This window comes from Sulfuricurvum sp. IAE1 (genome assembly GCF_004347735.1).
Classification (GTDB): Bacteria; Campylobacterota; Campylobacteria; order Campylobacterales; family Sulfurimonadaceae; genus Sulfuricurvum.
Map to the genome: position 1 here is coordinate 389,083 of NZ_SLTI01000060.1, position 15,703 is coordinate 404,785.

At 52.3% G+C, this 15,703-nt stretch carries 15 protein-coding genes; 6 read left to right on the top strand and 9 right to left on the bottom strand.

Features of this window, described 5'->3' with window-relative positions; all coding sequences use genetic code 11:
• Positions 1-8: 8 nt before the first annotated feature.
• On the top strand, positions 9-851 hold the full coding sequence (gene motB / locus E0765_RS10720) for a flagellar motor protein MotB (RefSeq protein ID WP_132813213.1): 843 nt from the start codon (positions 9-11) through the stop codon (positions 849-851).
• 192 nt (positions 852-1,043) lie between these two features.
• Here motB and E0765_RS10725 read toward each other — a convergent pair whose 3' ends face one another.
• The 7 genes from E0765_RS10725 to E0765_RS10755 all read right to left on the bottom strand — a co-directional run bounded on the left by E0765_RS10725 (position 1,044) and on the right by E0765_RS10755 (position 7,424).
• Positions 1,044-2,525 (bottom strand): inorganic phosphate transporter, encoded by a 1,482-nt coding sequence (locus E0765_RS10725; protein ID WP_132813214.1) that lies wholly within the window; start codon positions 2,523-2,525, stop codon positions 1,044-1,046.
• Between the two features lie 115 nt (positions 2,526-2,640).
• Entirely contained in the window at positions 2,641-3,174 is a 534-nt protein-coding gene (locus E0765_RS10730) for a peptidylprolyl isomerase (protein ID WP_255417905.1), read from the bottom strand.
• A gap of 49 nt (positions 3,175-3,223) precedes the next feature.
• Positions 3,224-4,669: an ATP-binding protein gene (locus tag E0765_RS10735; protein ID WP_132813215.1), complete on the bottom strand. Its 1,446-nt coding sequence runs from the start codon at positions 4,667-4,669 to the stop codon at positions 3,224-3,226.
• A 160-nt stretch (positions 4,670-4,829) separates the two neighbouring features.
• Positions 4,830-5,114 (bottom strand): HU family DNA-binding protein, encoded by a 285-nt coding sequence (locus tag E0765_RS10740; RefSeq protein ID WP_132813216.1) that lies wholly within the window; start codon positions 5,112-5,114, stop codon positions 4,830-4,832.
• Between the two features lie 346 nt (positions 5,115-5,460).
• Positions 5,461-5,706, bottom strand: a complete 246-nt coding sequence (locus E0765_RS10745) for a helix-turn-helix transcriptional regulator (RefSeq protein ID WP_037949791.1) — start codon at positions 5,704-5,706, stop codon at positions 5,461-5,463.
• Positions 5,707-6,060: 354 nt separating this feature from the next.
• Positions 6,061-6,711 carry a hypothetical protein gene (locus tag E0765_RS10750; RefSeq protein ID WP_132813217.1) on the bottom strand — a complete coding sequence of 217 codons (651 nt, stop codon included), beginning with the start codon at positions 6,709-6,711 and terminating at the stop codon, positions 6,061-6,063.
• 56 nt (positions 6,712-6,767) lie between these two features.
• The gene (locus tag E0765_RS10755; protein WP_132813218.1) at positions 6,768-7,424 is read right to left on the bottom strand and encodes a hypothetical protein; all 657 of its coding nucleotides are present in this window, start codon (positions 7,422-7,424) and stop codon (positions 6,768-6,770) included.
• Positions 7,425-7,560: 136 nt separating this feature from the next.
• Here E0765_RS10755 and pyk point away from each other — a divergent pair, with 136 nt between their 5' ends.
• Positions 7,561-9,057: a pyruvate kinase gene (pyk, locus tag E0765_RS10760; protein ID WP_132813219.1), complete on the top strand. Its 1,497-nt coding sequence runs from the start codon at positions 7,561-7,563 to the stop codon at positions 9,055-9,057.
• Positions 9,058-9,165: 108 nt separating this feature from the next.
• Entirely contained in the window at positions 9,166-9,882 is a 717-nt protein-coding gene (gene cmoA / locus E0765_RS10765; RefSeq protein WP_132813220.1) for a carboxy-S-adenosyl-L-methionine synthase CmoA, read from the top strand.
• A 9-nt stretch (positions 9,883-9,891) separates the two neighbouring features.
• Here the strand turns inward: cmoA and E0765_RS10770 are convergent, their stop codons facing one another.
• On the bottom strand, positions 9,892-10,098 hold the full coding sequence (locus tag E0765_RS10770; RefSeq protein ID WP_132813269.1) for a hypothetical protein: 207 nt from the start codon (positions 10,096-10,098) through the stop codon (positions 9,892-9,894).
• Between the two features lie 14 nt (positions 10,099-10,112).
• Positions 10,113-10,760: an endonuclease III gene (gene nth, locus E0765_RS10775; protein WP_132813221.1), complete on the bottom strand. Its 648-nt coding sequence runs from the start codon at positions 10,758-10,760 to the stop codon at positions 10,113-10,115.
• 135 nt (positions 10,761-10,895) lie between these two features.
• Here nth and E0765_RS10780 point away from each other — a divergent pair, with 135 nt between their 5' ends.
• The 3 genes from E0765_RS10780 (at position 10,896) to E0765_RS10790 (ending at position 15,691) form a co-directional block, all read left to right on the top strand.
• Positions 10,896-12,833: a response regulator gene (locus E0765_RS10780; RefSeq protein ID WP_132813222.1), complete on the top strand. Its 1,938-nt coding sequence runs from the start codon at positions 10,896-10,898 to the stop codon at positions 12,831-12,833.
• 9 nt (positions 12,834-12,842) lie between these two features.
• Entirely contained in the window at positions 12,843-14,759 is a 1,917-nt protein-coding gene (locus tag E0765_RS10785; protein ID WP_132813223.1) for a response regulator, read from the top strand.
• Between the two features lie 89 nt (positions 14,760-14,848).
• Complete coding sequence (locus tag E0765_RS10790) at positions 14,849-15,691, top strand: peptidyl-prolyl cis-trans isomerase (RefSeq protein ID WP_132813224.1); 843 nt, start codon at positions 14,849-14,851, stop codon at positions 15,689-15,691.
• Positions 15,692-15,703 lie beyond the last annotated feature (12 nt).

A 15,703-nucleotide genomic window follows, 5' to 3' on the forward strand; every position in this document is an offset into this window, starting at 1 on the left:
ACGGGAGCATGGGCAAAAAGAAATGTAAAAAATGTCCCGAGTGTCCCGCAGGGGAAAAATGGGCCGTTCCGACGGCCGACTTTTTCAGCCTTCTGCTGGCGCTCTTTATCGCACTTTATGCCCTTTCGTCCGTCAATAAGGAAAAAGTACAGGCCGTTAAAGAAGAGTTTGTCAAAATTTACGACTACGCACCGGTTCCCGAGGCGATCAACCCGGTCGTCAACATGGTAAGCGAGGCCGATACCAAAACCGAGTCTTCGGGGCAGTCGAGCGGCGATATGCCCGTATCCGACGGTGGAGCGGTACTGGAGGGGACCCCGCCGATCGATCAGGAGACGATGGAAGCGATCGCCAACCTGCAACAGGAACTGCAAAAGGCGTCGATGGGGGAAGGAGCCCTGGATCAGGCAATGGACGGCGTCCTTCTGAAGCTTCCCGCTACCGTTCCCTTCCGGGGATCGAGCACAACGATCGACAATGAAGAGATGAGACTCTTTATCAAACGGATCGCGGATTTGCTGAACATGTTCCCTCCAACCGTTCATATTTCGGTGCGGGGCTATACCGATGATCTTCCGGTTCCCAGAGGGACGAATCATCGGGATAATCTCGAACTTTCCAGCCGGCGGGCCGAGTCGGTCGTTCGTGTTCTGATCGAAAACGGCGTCGCCGCCGAACGTCTTTCGGCTGCCGGATTCGGCTCTGCCCATCCCATCGCTCCCAACACCAGCGAAGCCAACCGGGCGAAAAACCGCCGGGTGGAACTTTACATGTTCATTTCGAACGAAACTCCGGTCGATACGGCCAAGCAGCAAAGTATTCTCGACGCCTTGGGCAAACTCCAGAAATAATTCCGTTCCCTTCGGAGAACGGAGGCAATTGCTTCCGTTCTTTTTCCTCCGTGTATTCAGCCGTTGTCTTGCTTGATGCTCTCTACCGTTATTCACAATGAGTTGTTTTCGCGGCCGCAATGCCAGATACGATTCGAGTCATACAAGGATAAGACTAGGTAGGATTGAAAAAGAAAAAAGGGTTCGTCCGGCTTAGTAGCCGAACACGAGTTTGAGGAGGAAAAAGAACAGTGCAGCCATGGAAGCCGCAGCGGGAAGGGTGATGACCCACGCGAGTGCTATCGGTTTCATCAAGGCCCAGTTGGCGTTGCGGTTGAGCATGCCGATCCCGATGATGGCCCCCACGAGGATGTGGGTCGAGGAAACGGGGATCCCCAAAACGGTGGCGAGCATGATGATAAACGTCGCCCCGAGTTCAGCTGCGAAGCCGGTGACGGGGAAAATCTCGGTAATCCGGCTTCCCACCGTGTCGATGACCTCTTTACCGATAAACCAGAGCCCCGCGACAAGGGCGATGCCGAACGTTGCCATCGCCGCAACCGGAACCGCGGATTCGGCATTGATCTGCCCTGTGGCAAGAATGTCGATGATCGCGGCAAACGGTCCGATGGCGTTGGCGATATCGTTTGCACCGTGGCTGAACGCGAATGCCGAAGCGGTCAGAACCTGCAGCATGCTGAAAAGGCGCATCGTCGCTTTGTGCGGCGTGTCTTTGTGCATCACTTTGATAATCGCAAAGACGATACCGTAGGTCAGCGTTGAGAATGTCGCGATTAACAGGAAAATCTGGGCGTCGTTAAAGCCGAGATTAGCGTGTTTGAGCCCTTTGAACAGCAGCATGCTTGCAATCATGGCTACCCCGAAAGCCGCAACGAGCGGTGCGTGGGTACGCAGGGCGTAAAAGGCGTTCGATTTCTTTTTGAGACGGTTAAGCTCGTGAACCTGTTCTTCGTAGCGCGCTTTTTCTTCGGTCGAAGCGGTCGCTTCGTTATGGGCGGCTTTAAGAGAACTGAGCTGATCTTTGATAGAGTCGATATGGGCCTGGACCGTATCGTTATAATCGAGAATATATTTTTTCAGGTACCAGTAAATGGCGTATGACGCCATCCCCCCCAGAATCGGAGAAACGACCCAGCTGATGGCAATCTTGGTGATCTGGTCCCAGTGGACCAGGTCGAAGACGCTCTCTCCCTGGCTCATCGTCGCGTATCCCAGCGCTATCGAACCGCCAAGCACCCCGCCGACGATTGAATGGGTGGTTGATACGGGATACCCTTTCATCGATGCGAACAGCAGCCATGTCGCGGCGGAGAGGAGCGATCCCATCATGACGAATACGAGAAGCATCGGATCGAAATCCATTGCCGAAAGATCAACGATCCCTTTACGGATGGTGTTGGTGACTTCGGCCCCCGCGAGCATAGCACCGCTTAGTTCGAAGATCGCGGCGATGATAAGCGCTTGTTTGACGGTCAACGTCTTGGCACCGACGCTTGTTCCGAATGAGTTGGCCACGTCGTTTCCGCCGATGTTGAATGCCATGAAAATTCCGAACAGCGTCGCGAGGATAAAGAGGGTGTGGTGGTTTTGGAGGTAATCCAAACCCCAGACCATGAACAAGGCGGTGGCAAGGACGAAAATACCGCCGAAAAAGAGGTTGTCGCGAGAGAACATTAAAGCTCCGTTGGTTTAGGTATAGTGATGGAAAACGTTATTATATTACAGAACGGTTACGTTCATGTTACAAAACGGTTACGCCGTCCCGACAAAGGGGACGCCGTGTAGAGGATCAGGGAAGAAGGGTTGCTTTGAGGATTTTTTGGGCCTGAAGGGGACGGTCTCCGCCCCGCTGACCGTTGGTCGGAACGTTATTGAGTTTGGCCAGGGTATCCATGCCCGATACGACCCGGCCGAAGATTGTATGATAGCCGTTAAGCCACGGGGTAGGGGCAGTCGTGATGAAAAACTGGCTTCCGTTGGTACGCGGTCCGGCGTTTGCCATTGCAAGGATGCCGGGTTTGTCGAAAACGACTCCCGATTTGAATTCGTCTTTAAAAGGTTTTTTCCAGATTGATTCGCCGCCGGTACCCGTGCCGGTAGGATCTCCCCCCTGGATCATAAAGTTTTTGATGATACGGTGGAAGCTTAGGCCGTTGTAATAGCCGTTTTTGACGTGGGTGGTGAAATTTTCTACCGCCAAAGGGGCGACCGAGGAGTAGAGCTCGAGGGTGATCTCCCCCTGTGTCGTTTGCAGCATAACGCGGGGATTGGCTGCGGCGAAAACCGTGACGGCGGCAATGAAAAAGGCAACTAAAATACGCACTGAAGACTCCTGCGGTTTGGATAAGATGTTCCGGGAAACGGTTCTCCGTTTACGTAACGGGAACGTCCGAATTTGAAACCAAGATTATAGTCGCCGTATCTGATGCACGGCTTAGTTCGAAGGTACAATCGGGTGTTTCGGAGAAATCAAGGAGGTAAAGATGGGGAATACGGATGCCGCTGATCATGTCCGGGGTTGCGAGAAGGAGGTTGTCGAGATTCTGGTATTGGAGGCTGAACCCGGGCTGCAGGATGCGGCAGTTGAGCCCCAGGTATTCATCGATCGCTTTTTTGTATTCGACCAGCATCGCCGGCTCCGGCAGAACGACCATCACTTCATGTGCGGCACTCTCCTGAAGACGGCGGCGTAATTCACTCAAAAGGATAAACAGCGCCTGGGCGGCAGTGGCGTTGAGAATCGCGACGTTGTCCGAATATCGATAGCGGTTGAGAAGGAAAAAGGTGTTTTCCAGCGTATCGGGCTCGCTCATCGTCGATAAAAGAAGCCATCGCTCCCCCCGCATCGCTTTGAGTTTTTCAAGAAACGGTCCTTCCATACGGTCGGTGTCGTCGCACATGATGATCCTGATATCTTCGGTGATTTCGCCTGCCGCATCGAACTCTTCGGGAGTGCAAAAACGGATGGAATCCAGCGGAATACTGAAGGCTCCGTACTCCATCAGAGATATCCATTTGTCCCGTAAAAGTTCCCCCGCCAGGGATGTGGGCGTCACGATCAGAACGACGCAGGTGCGGTCGCGTAAAACTTCGGCGACGGCTCTTCGCAGCAGCAATGTACTTTTGCCGCTTCCCGAGGCTCCATAGAGGGTGGTGCACGCGTCGCTGAAAGGAGTATCCAAAAAAAGATACTGCTCATCCGAGAGAAAAGAACCGAACGGCTCCTTCGGCGTCGGGAGAAGGAGGCGATGCGCGTTAAGCGAACCAATTGTTCTGAGAGCCGAATAAGGCTCGTCGGCATATTCGGCGAGCGCCTCGAGTTTTGAGAGAGCCTCGGCGGGTGAATCGTCGGCAAAGACGACGCGTGATGGGGGAAGGAGGTCGTGAAAAGAGGAATCGAGCGTTTCGTACTCTTCTTTGCGTAGATTTTCCATCCAGATAAAACGGGTAAGGGGGGTGGAATCGAACGAGACGACGTCGGCTATTTTGCGGCGGATTGCCGATTCGACTGTATCAAAACGGGTCGAGGCTTCTTGCTTACGCCGTGTTGAAGCCTTAGACAGAGTAGCTTCCCTCACGTCATCGAGGTTCCATGAAATTTTCTCTCCGTAATACAGGCCGCGGCGGGGCAGAAAAAAGAGGATGTCGACGGGAACCGCGCGTTCGTGCAGATAAAGGGTGTAGTCGGCAAAAAAATGACCTTCACCCGCACGTACGACATCCGAAAAAACGAAGACATCAGAAGGCTTGGAGGACTTTGGCGTAGAGTCCGAAGAAGGTTTGGGGGAGAAAATACGCTGTAATAATTTTACGAACACTCGAACCCTTTCCCTGATTGTTAAGACGGCGCCATCGCAATGGCAGACACATAATAATAAACGATTATAACCAATCTTGAGTGCGGAAAGTATAGTGCAAGATTATTAATGGGAAAAGAAGAAAGCCGGAAGGGGGAACCTTCCAGGCATTAAGGGGTGATTATTTGCCGGCAGCTACGCTGTCTTTAAGACTTTTGCCCGGTTTGAATTTTGGAACCATTTTGTCTTTTGTGCTGTACGTTTTAGACGTTCCCGGTACTTTACCGCTTTTACCTTTTTGCAAAGATGAGCTGAAGCTGCCGAAACCGACGAGCGCGACTTCTTCTTTTGCTACGAGAGCAGCTGTTACCGCTTCAGTGAAAGCTTTGATCGCTGTTTCCGCTTCAACTTTTGTTTTGTAGCCGCCGCTTTTTTGAACCAATTCTACGAATTGCGCTTTATTCATTTATTGCCCTTAATATAGATCTGTGAATCCTACTCAAACCCCAGCGCTTACGAGGAAACGGAAGGGTGAGCGTTTCAGCCGCGAATACTTTAATATCTCTTGGCTTAAAATTTTCTTCTTTTTTGTATTTTATTGAGAAGTTTTGTGATTTTGTTTGGTTTTCGATTGTTTTTTTGCCCGAAAACGGTGCTGCCGCTGAGGATTGCGGGGAGGACCGGGTGTTTACCCTTTATAAGAAGAGATAAATTTTTGCTCCAGAGCGAACAACGCTGAAACACGTTAGGCGAAGCCGAGATTGACAAAAAGACCTCTTCCAGACCGATCCGTTCTTGTTCCGTCAAGCTGCTCATGATTTCTCCCCAAGTTTATTTATTTTCCGTACGACACGGATGATTTCATCGTCTTCAAGCATCCCCAGCATTTCGATCACCGCTTTGGCAGCCTGGGGTTTCGCATTCCCAAGCCTCCAGTCCTGATAGGTACGCATCGAAATACCCAGTTCCTGAGCCATCTCCTTTTGGGAAATCTTCTTGCCGTTGCGCTGTGCTTCTACGGCGTTGTGTAGAAGATTAAAAAGATCACTCATTTCCATCGCTCCATTGTAATATCCTTTTCTTAAATAAAACATAAAACCGTATAAAAAATGTAAAAAAATATACTAAATATGATTATTTATGTAGTTAATACACAATTAATAAAACAAAGCATTTATTATTCCATATTTAATATTAATAAAACAGTATCAAATACACAGAAAACCGTATAAAAAAGATTACTAAAGATGGAATGCTGAGGACGAAGGAAATCGGGGCGGTTGCGCCGGAGGGCACAATGAGCCAGGGTACTTTTATCGCGGGAGGGGAGGGCTTGGGAAACGGCGAAGGGGCTTAGGGGAGCCTGCTACGCAAAAGCAAAGAAGGGAAAAACGGGGTCGGAAGAGGAACGATCAGGAGAGGAAATCGGTGTAGTCGTATCGGGAAAGGTCGACGTAGAAATCCCCCTCTTTCTGGATGATACGCGGGTCACTGCCGAATGCGGCTTCGAAACGGCGTCGGACCTGTTTGCGTTCTTCGGAATCCATGCCGATGAATTTCAGATAGCGTTTGAGTTCGATGAGGCCGTTAGCGATCGGAGCGGGCTGGGGGGAAGAGGAGGTGACATCGACGTCGTGAATGTTTGCGTCGTGGGAAAGGAGGAGTTTGGTATTGATCACTTCCAGGATGCTTTTGAGCTGCTCGTCTTTGGCGGTGTAGATCTCTTCGATCCGCTGACGTTCCGCGATCAGCATCTGCTCTTTGTCGTTCACGAGGCGGTCGATCTTGGCCTCGAGCTCTTTGATCTTGAGTTTGAGCTGCTGATTCTCTTTTTGATAAAGGGAGATAATCATGCCGACCGTCGTTTTCGGCGCCTGGGGAGCTGTGGCGGCCGGTTTGGACGATGGGGCTGTTTTCTCGTCGTCGAGAGAACTTTTGGGAACGATGATGTAGGTGATGCCCCCTTCGATGATATAGTTGAGACGTTTTGTCCGAAGTTTGTTGTGAATCATCTCTTTGGACATTTTGAATGTTTTGGCGTATTCGTCGATCGTAAAACGCATGCCGTGCTCCTTGCGGGTATCGTATCCGTTATCTTAGCGAAAAATTCTTTTTCCCTCTATTCTTTTGTACTGCGTGAGGGGGCGGCGTGGAGCTTGGGAGGGGGAATGATGGCACCCTGGCGCATCCAGATGAGATAGGCGTGGCGTTCGATTTTGTGTTTGTCCGAAAAGGTATGCAGCGAGCTGTGGCGGAATTCACATTGTCTTAAAAGGGTGTGGAAATCGGGGTTGTGCTGTAAAAATGCTTCCAGCGATCGGTAGGCAGCGTCCGAGATGATCACGGTATTGACGAGAAGGTTTTTGATTTCGATGTAGCGGGCGCATTCGTTCAGACCGTCTCCGACGTAGTTGTCCTGGCCCAGGATATCTTCGAAACGGAAAATTTTGCCGGTGTGGACGGCGACCCGTATCCCCTGAAAATAAGGGTATTCTTTGGCGATATAATCGGAAAAATGGAGCAAAGAGAGCCCCAGTATCGGGCCGAACCCTTTGAGATCGGGGTGCAGTACGCAGTAAAACCCGTCTCCGGTGGGAATGAGCCCCAGCAGCATCCGTTTCATGGGGATTCCGGAAGACTTGAGCATCATCTTGAGCATTTTGCGATAGGTATGCGAAAGATAGGAGATGATCTCCAGCTGCCGCGTCATCGGCAAACGGGAAAAATCGATGATGTCGATCAGAACGATATCGGTCTCGATGGGATGCTGTGTCATGCGGTGTCTTTGGATCGAAGAATTTGCGCCATTGTAGTCTAAATCGGCTGAGATGTTCAAAACTTCGGCACGAGGGGGCGGGGAATGTTACCGAAATGTGTTACCATTTCCGAAAAATCCCCCAAGTGAGGGCAGTATGCAAAAACGAACCAAAATTTTAGCTACCGTCGGACCGTCGTCCGATACGGTCGAGACACTATCGGCAATGATCCGTGCGGGAGTCAACGTCTTTCGTCTGAACTTTTCGCACGGGAGCCACGAATACCACGCGGGAGTACTCGAAAACATCCGAACGGCGATGCGCGAAACGGGGCTCATCGTCGGCGTGCTTCAGGACATTTCCGGTCCCAAGATCCGTGTCGGCAGACTGCGCGAGGATTTTTTGCTCGAAAGCGACGATCGGATCGATTTTTATTACGACCGGATCGAAGGGGAAAAAGTCGGCCCGAAACATTACCGCCTGTCGATCAACCAGCCCGATATCCTTAAAATGCTCAAAATCGGGGATGCCATTTACCTGTACGACGGAAACATCCGCGCCAAAATACTCGAGTGCACCCCCCAATACGTCAGCGCAACCGTTGAAAACCACGGGAAACTCTCTTCGAATAAAGGGGTGAATTTCCCCAATACGGCGCTGGGGATTGACGTTTTGACCGAAAAGGACAAAGCCGATATGGCCTGGGGGGTTCGTCACGGTGTCGATTTCATGGCGATTTCGTTTGTCCAAAACGCCCGCGACATGATCCAGGCCCGCGAGGTGGTTCGCGAGTGCGGCGGAGAAGTGCAGCTGTTTGCCAAAATCGAAAAATTCGACGCGGTCGAAAACATCGACGAGATCCTGCGCCATTCGGACGGATTGATGGTCGCCCGCGGCGATCTGGGGATCGAAGTCCCCTACCATCGCGTTCCGACGATTCAAAAAATGTTGATCCGAAAAGCAAACGAGCACTCCAAACCCGTCATTACCGCGACGCAGATGCTGTTGTCGATGACGGAGAAAGAGTCGGCTACCCGGGCCGAGATCAGCGACGTTGCCAATGCCGTTCTCGACGGAACCGATGCGGTGATGCTCTCCGAGGAGAGCGCCGTCGGGAAAAACCCCGTTCTGGCCGTCGAGACGATGGTCAACACTATCCGTTCGATCGAAGAGATTTATCCGTACGGAAAATTCGACTTCGGGTACGACGACGCGATGGACGTTGTCAACGAATCGGCCGTTCGGTTGGGGGATTCGCTAAATGCCGAGGGGATCATTTCCATGACGACGTCGGGGCAGTCGGCGAAAAAACTTTCCCGTTACCGCCCGAAAATGACCATTTACGCCGCGACGCACGAAGAGCGGGTCGCACGGCTGCTGACGATGGTCTGGGGGGTCGTCCCCGCTTACCTGACGAAAAAAGGGCGTCTGGAAGAGATGCTCAGCGATGTGATTCACAGCGGGCTCAAACGCAACATCATCGACAAAAACAACACCTACATATTTACGGCGGGATACCCGATCGGTACGCCGGGCACGACAAACGTCATCCGTATCCTGCGCGAAAACGAATTGACGTTTTTCGGAGAAACGAAACCGTTGCCCGCCAAAAGCAAAAAAAACGAGGAGACTAACGTTCCGACCCTCTTTTAAAGTGGATCGGAAAATGCTTTTTCTCCGATGAGGGGCCGTTAGAGTTTTGTTTCGTCATCCCCATCAGTCGCCCCTCGAAACCGCTTCGCTTTACGCTACAATTTCAGTATGAATACCGATACCCTTTTTAGCAAGCCGATCTCCAAGCAGTTTGAATTCGATGCCGACGTCGCCGCCGTTTTCGACGATATGCTGGTCCGTTCCGTCCCGTTTTACAAAGAGTCCCAGGCGTTGACGCGCCGGTTTGCGGCCAACGCCCTCTCAGAGGGGGGGATAGTATACGATCTGGGGTGCTCGACGGCGTCGATGCTCCTCGAGATCGAACGCTCGCTGCCCAAAAACGGTACCGTTCGGCTGGTCGGGATCGACAACTCTGCGGCGATGATCGAGCATGCACGGAAAAAGACCGAAGCGTTCGGGTCGAGGATCGAACTCGTGGAAGGGGATATTTTGACGTACCCATACGAAAAAGCGCGGGTGGTTATCAGCAATTACACCCTGCAGTTTATCCGCCCGATGCAACGCGAAGGGCTTTTGCGAACGATTGCCGATGCTCTCGAAGAAGGGGGAGTGTTCCTCTTTAGCGAAAAAGTCGTCAGCGATGATCCGCGGCTTAACAAGGAACTCATCGACTGCTATTACGATTTTAAAAAGACGCAGGGGTACAGCGAATATGAAATCATGCAAAAACGCGAAGCGCTCGAAAACGTCCTGATCCCTTACACGATGAACGAAAACGTATCGATGGCGAAAAACAGCGGGTTCAAAACGTGCGACGTCCTGTTCCGCTGGGCCAATTTCGCGACTTTTATCGCGATTCGCTAACCGCGGACGTTACTGGACGCTTCCGCGTATCGGGTTTCGGAACGCCTCTTTGACGTCGGAGTAGTCGACGATATTTTTATCGCACTCTTTGTGATAATAACCCTGTACGTCGTAGTATTCTTCACACTCGCTGTAGTAGCGCAGGCTCACACCCCGTTCGTTGAAGCATCCGCCCGCGACGAAGGGCAGCAAAAAAAGGAGCAGTTTTTTCTTCATGAGGGCATTGTAGCTCATCTGGGTTTAAATCCCTCCGTACTTTTGCAGTAGGCTTTCAAAAAGCACTCGGTATCGCATTTTGGATTTTTGGCGGTGCAGATATAGCGGCCGAAGAGCACCAGCCCCTGATGGAGGCGGTGCAGATCGGTTTTGAACTTTTTGACCAGTGTCGCTTCGGTGGCGACGGCCGTGGCGTCGTCGCTGAGACCGAGCCGGTGGCTGACGCGGAATACATGTGTATCCACGGCCATCAGATTGGCTTCGGTGTATTCGATAAGGACGACATGGGCCGTTTTCTGGCCGACGCCGGCCAGGGTCGTCAGCTCTTTTTCATCCAGCGGGATCTCTCCGCCGTATACGTCGACGACCCGTTGAGCCATCTTGACCAGGTTGATCGCCTTGTTGTTGAAAAACGAACAGCTCTGGATCAGCCGTTTGACCTCTTCGATATCGGCGCGGGCGAGGTGTGCGGGGGTAGGATAGGCGTCGAACAGGGCGGGTGTGATGAGGTTGACCCGTTTGTCGGTGCACTGGGCCGAGAGGGCGACGGCGACGACGAGTTCATAGAGGTTCGTGTAGGAGAGTTCCGTGACCGCTTCGGGATAGCGTTCCAAAAGAGCCGATTTGATCGCTTCTATCTCTTTTTTTGTCGCTTTTTTCATCATCCGATTCCGTTTTTGGGGCGTATTGTAGCATGATCGAAAAAAAAACATGAACCACGGTGTTTTTGTGTTACAATAGCTGCTTTTCATGCAATCCGTACGCGGTGTATTCGGGAAAGGGAGCAAGTTTTGGGATTGACGGGCTGGTTTCAAAAACTAAGAGGCGCGGGTAAGGGTCGGTTCGCGCAAGAGAATGAACAGATCATCAACAAGTCGCTGTTTTACAAAATCCTCGACGCTGACCCTTCCGCTGTCCTTTTTTTCACGAAAGAGGGGGGATGGATCGGGGCGAACAAAACCTTTTTCAATCTGGTCCCTCTGCAAAACATCGAACAGCTCCGTTCGGGGTACGAAAGTATTCGCGAACTTTTCGACCATGAAGACGAAGAAGTTTTTACCGAATACGACAAAAGCTGGCTCGATTACATCCGTACCCATTGCCCTTCGGGATACGGTGTCGGGATCACCGACCGTTCCGGAAAACTCCGTTCGTTCTCGGCGACTGCGACGCTGATGGAGGGAGAAGGGGTCGAACTCTATCTTCTGCGGCTTCAGGACCGTACCGCGGAGACCGATCTCCAAGAAGAGGTAAGACGGACCGAACAGCTCAAAAGCAAGTTTCTCTCGAACATCGGGCATGAATTCCGCACCCCCATGAACGGCATCTTGGGATTTGTCGAGCTCCTCTCCAAAACGTCGCCGACCGAGACGCAGGCCGAATACATCCGTTCGGTTCAGAGCTCGGCCCGCAACCTGATGGCGAACATCGAAAACCTTCTGGATCTGGCCCAGATGCAAAACGGCCGTCTCAGCCTCAACGACAGCGAGTTCGAGGTTATCGCCGAGATGGAAGAACTCGGGAAAAACTGCGTTTCAACGGGGAGCGACAAGGGGATCAACGTATCGTTTTTCATCGATCCTAAGCTCCCGAGCCGCCTGATCGGCGATATCCGCAAAATCCGGCAGGTGCTAAACAACCTCTATGCCAACGCCCTAAAATTCACCCCTTCGGGAGGACGGATTACGGTTGAGGTCAAGCTTCTCAAGCGCAACACTTCAGGAAGCTTTAACGTCGGTTTCAGCGTCAAAGATACCGGCAAAGGGATCAGCAAGTCCGAATTGGGCAACATCACCCGCCCTTTCGTTTCGGGGGATCACGCGGATAATCGGCTGGGAGTGGGACTCAGCCTTTCACACGGTTTGATTTCCCTGATGGGTGGCGAACTTAAAATCGCCAGTGAGGAGGGGAAAGGATCGACTTTCAGTTTCGCCCTGACGATGGAAGGCTCGTCCGATCACGCCTTGAACATGATCAATGCCCACAGCGTCAAAGTGGTACTGATCGACGAGAAACGGCTTGACGACGCCAACCACCTCACCAACTATCTTCGCAGTTTCGGCGTCAGCGTCACCAAAGTGCAGATGATCGACGAAACACTCTTCGACAACGCCGAAGTAGTTTACCTGATCGCGTCGCAGGAAAAAGGGGATTGGGTGATGAAGCTCGAGCGGCTGAACCGTACCTGTAAAACCGTCTTGCTGCTGGACGCAAACGAACGTCTCCAGGCCAAAATGCTTCATGTGGTGGACAAGGCGTTGCACAAGCCGTTGCTTCCGCGCACGCTGTACTCCCATCTTTCGGAAATTCTGAATCTTCCGCGCCCTGCTGCCGCCGTCGCACCGACGCAACTTCAACGCGGGGTCAGTGCACTGGTCGTCGAGGACAACCTGATCAACCAGCGACTGATCAAATTGCTGCTTCGCGAATACGGTATCGGGGTGACCGCCGTGTCCAACGGTGACGAAGCGGTCGAAGTGTGCCGTAGCCACCGTTACGATATCGTATTCATGGATATCGATATGCCGATCAAAGACGGGATTCTGGCGACTCAGGAGATCAAAGCCCAAGAGGGGCCCTTGCACCGTATGCCGATTATCGCCCTGACGGCGCTGGCGATGGAAGGGGACCGGGAGTATATCCTCGAGCGGGGGCTGGACGATTACCTCTCCAAACCTCTCACGCGCGAAAAACTGGAGTACGTTCTCCGGAAATATCTGCACGATCCGTTGTAAGGAGCGAACATGCACTACATCGAGAGTTTTCTTCAAGCCTATCCGGAGACCATCGAGCTGTTAACTTCCTGCGCCAGACTCCACACCGATCCGATGGTGTATGCCGATATGTCCGGCGGAGTTGTAGGATGCAACGCTCAACTGCTCGATTTGCTGGGGGGAGAGGATGTCGCTTCGCTCCCCTCTTTGTTGGCATGGTTTGAACCCTTCGGGGTCGAAATATCGTTTTTACTGTCGCAACCGGGGCGATATCGGGGAAAAATGAGGGCCGGAGGGGCGGAATACAGCGTGGCGGTCAAATCCGAGGTGATCATGATCGGCCGCACTCCGATCATCGGGGTCGTATTTCAAGACACCACGGTTCTCGAGCGGGCGAAAGCCGCGGAACGTTATTTCGAGCATTTCAAAAAGAAATTTCTTACCAATATCTCCCATGAATTCCGCACTCCCATGAATGCTATTATCGGTTTTACCGATCTGCTCAAAAACAGCCCTCTGGGATCGTGGCAGCAGGAATACGTCGATATGACGAGCCGAAGTGCGCTTTCGATGATGCGCAATATCGAAAATCTCCTCGAACTGATGCAGGTGGAGAGCGGAAGCGTTTACATGAACCTTTCGCCGTTCAATCCCCTGGAGGTCTATGAGAACTTTTCGATGCAGTTCGAAGACCTCGCATCGGCCAAAGACATACACCTGATGTTTCTGATCGATCCCCACCTTCCCAAAAAGATGGTGGGAGACCAGGACAAAATTCTGACCGTCATGCGTAACCTGATTCAAAACGGGATCAAGTTTACCGAAGAGGGGGGACAGGTCCTCGTTGAAATCCTGATCGTACAGGAAGAAGCCGGCCGCATTGAGGTCGAATACGCGGTCAGCGATACGGGGATCGGGATCGAACCCGAAAAAATCAAAACCCTGCTGCGCCCGTTCGCGTCGGCGTGGGAGAACCAGCGGCGCGGAAAAGACGGCATGGGGATCGGGCTGAGTCTCAGCCACAAATACGTCGATATGATGGATTCGCATCTGATGCTCGCTTCCGAGCCGGGAAAAGGGTCGCGTTTTTCGTTTCGTATCGTCCACGAGATCACCGAAGCGGGGACGTTTGATTTTGTCGAGGGGACGCGCTCTCTCATTTACACGCACGACCGTCATTTTTCAACCCAGGGAGCGCTGCTCTACAAATATCTTGAGCTTTTCAAGGTGCGGGTCAAAGGGATACACGATCTGGTGAACACGGCGTTGCACGAAAGCGACGTTCTGTTCCTGGACGTTCCCCACCTCTCTCCCTCGCAGGTGAACGCGATCAAATCAACCTATCCGAACCTTCAGGTCGTCCCGATCATGAAGTTCGAATACGGCGAAGAGGCCGATGCGATCGTCGAATCGGTAGAATCGATCGTGACGCTTCCCATTTTGCCCGGTGCACTGCATAAAACGCTCGCGGTCGTGTGGAACAAAATGCCCAAAGAATACATCTCCCGCAGCCCTGAAGTGCAGAGCATTCCGCGTCAGGAAGAGATCAAGATCCTGATCGCCGAGGATAACCTGATCAACCTGAAACTGCTCGAAACGATTCTGCGGCAGGAGCGCTTCCAGGTGGTGGCGGTCGACAACGGCCAAAAAGCGGTCGACGCTTATCTCAAAGAGCCGTTCGATCTCGTCGTGATGGACATCGACATGCCGGTCATGGACGGTCTGACGGCGACGAGGCTGATCAAAGAGATCGACAAACGCGACCAGCGGGGATTCGTCCCTGTCATCGCCCTTACCGCGCATGCCCTCATCGGAGACCGTGAACGGATCGTGGCGGCGGGACTCGATGCGCACCTTGCCAAACCGATCGACAAACATTTCCTTCTCCAGACGATAGAACGCTATCTCAAAACGGCCCAATCGCAACGGCTGGAGAACGCCGTTTAATTTCGGTTATTTTTTGCGTACTATACTCTCAAATGTATTATAATGCCGAAATCAAAATCCCTGTGCAGACAGGGAATACAAGGAAAGCAATGAAGCGTTTTTATACCGCTTGGGTTTTGGGTTTGTTGTTGGGTGCCCCGATGGCGTCCGCGGGTGTTCTGGCAACGGTCAACGGTGACGAAATCACCTCCGAGGAAGTCAACAAGGTATTGATGGAAGGGACACAGGGACGGTTCGACTCACTCCCCGCAGACAAACAAAACGAATTGCGCCAGCGGATCATCGAAGGGATGATCGCACAGGAACTGGTCTACGACGATGCCAAACGCACCGGCGTCCTCGAATCCAAAGAGTACAAGCAGGAGCTCGAAGCGCTGGTCAGCCGTCTCAAAGTGCAGCTGGCTGCGAAGATCTGGGAAAAAGAGCAGTTCGATTCGATCAACATCGACGCGAAAGAGGTAAAAGCCTATTACGATGCGAATGCCGACGAGTTCGTCGACAAAGAAAAAATCCGCGCCCGCCATATCCTGGTGAAAACGAAAGCCGAAGCCGAAGCGGTGATCAAAAGCATGAAAGGGCTCAGCGGCGAAAAACTGCGTAACGAGTTCATCGCCCAGGCCAAGTCGAAATCGACGGGCCCCAGCGCCGCAAAGGGCGGAGATCTCGGATATTTCCCGCGCGGGCAGATGGTTCCTTCGTTCAATGACGCGGCGTTCGCGATGAAAGAGGGGACGATGTCGGCGAGTCCGGTCCAAAGCCAGTTCGGATATCACGTCATCTACATCGAAGACAAAAAAGCGGCGAAAAAACTCGGCTTTGACGAAGTGAAAAACTTTATCGAGCAGCGGCTCAAAATGGACAAATTCAAAGCACACATGGAGAAAAAAATGAACTCCCTGCGTGAAAAAGCCAAAATCACCTACACCAAATAAATCTTCTTTTCT

Excerpts from the sequence above, each read along its gene's own strand:
- motB (WP_132813213.1), top strand. The coding sequence starts at position 9 with ATGGGCAAAAAGAAATGTAAAAAATGTCCCGAGTGTCCCGCAGGGGAA.
- E0765_RS10725 (WP_132813214.1), bottom strand. The coding sequence starts at position 2,525 with ATGTTCTCTCGCGACAACCTCTTTTTCGGCGGTATTTTCGTCCTTGCC.
- E0765_RS10740 (WP_132813216.1), bottom strand. The coding sequence starts at position 5,114 with ATGAATAAAGCGCAATTCGTAGAATTGGTTCAAAAAAGCGGCGGCTAC.
- E0765_RS10745 (WP_037949791.1), bottom strand. The coding sequence starts at position 5,706 with ATGGAAATGAGTGATCTTTTTAATCTTCTACACAACGCCGTAGAAGCA.
- E0765_RS10750 (WP_132813217.1), bottom strand. The coding sequence starts at position 6,711 with ATGCGTTTTACGATCGACGAATACGCCAAAACATTCAAAATGTCCAAA.
- E0765_RS10755 (WP_132813218.1), bottom strand. The coding sequence starts at position 7,424 with ATGACACAGCATCCCATCGAGACCGATATCGTTCTGATCGACATCATC.
- pyk (WP_132813219.1), top strand. The coding sequence starts at position 7,561 with ATGCAAAAACGAACCAAAATTTTAGCTACCGTCGGACCGTCGTCCGAT.
- cmoA (WP_132813220.1), top strand. The coding sequence starts at position 9,166 with ATGAATACCGATACCCTTTTTAGCAAGCCGATCTCCAAGCAGTTTGAA.
- E0765_RS10770 (WP_132813269.1), bottom strand. The coding sequence starts at position 10,098 with ATGAAGAAAAAACTGCTCCTTTTTTTGCTGCCCTTCGTCGCGGGCGGA.
- nth (WP_132813221.1), bottom strand. The coding sequence starts at position 10,760 with ATGAAAAAAGCGACAAAAAAAGAGATAGAAGCGATCAAATCGGCTCTT.
- E0765_RS10785 (WP_132813223.1), top strand. The coding sequence starts at position 12,843 with ATGCACTACATCGAGAGTTTTCTTCAAGCCTATCCGGAGACCATCGAG.
- E0765_RS10790 (WP_132813224.1), top strand. The coding sequence starts at position 14,849 with ATGAAGCGTTTTTATACCGCTTGGGTTTTGGGTTTGTTGTTGGGTGCC.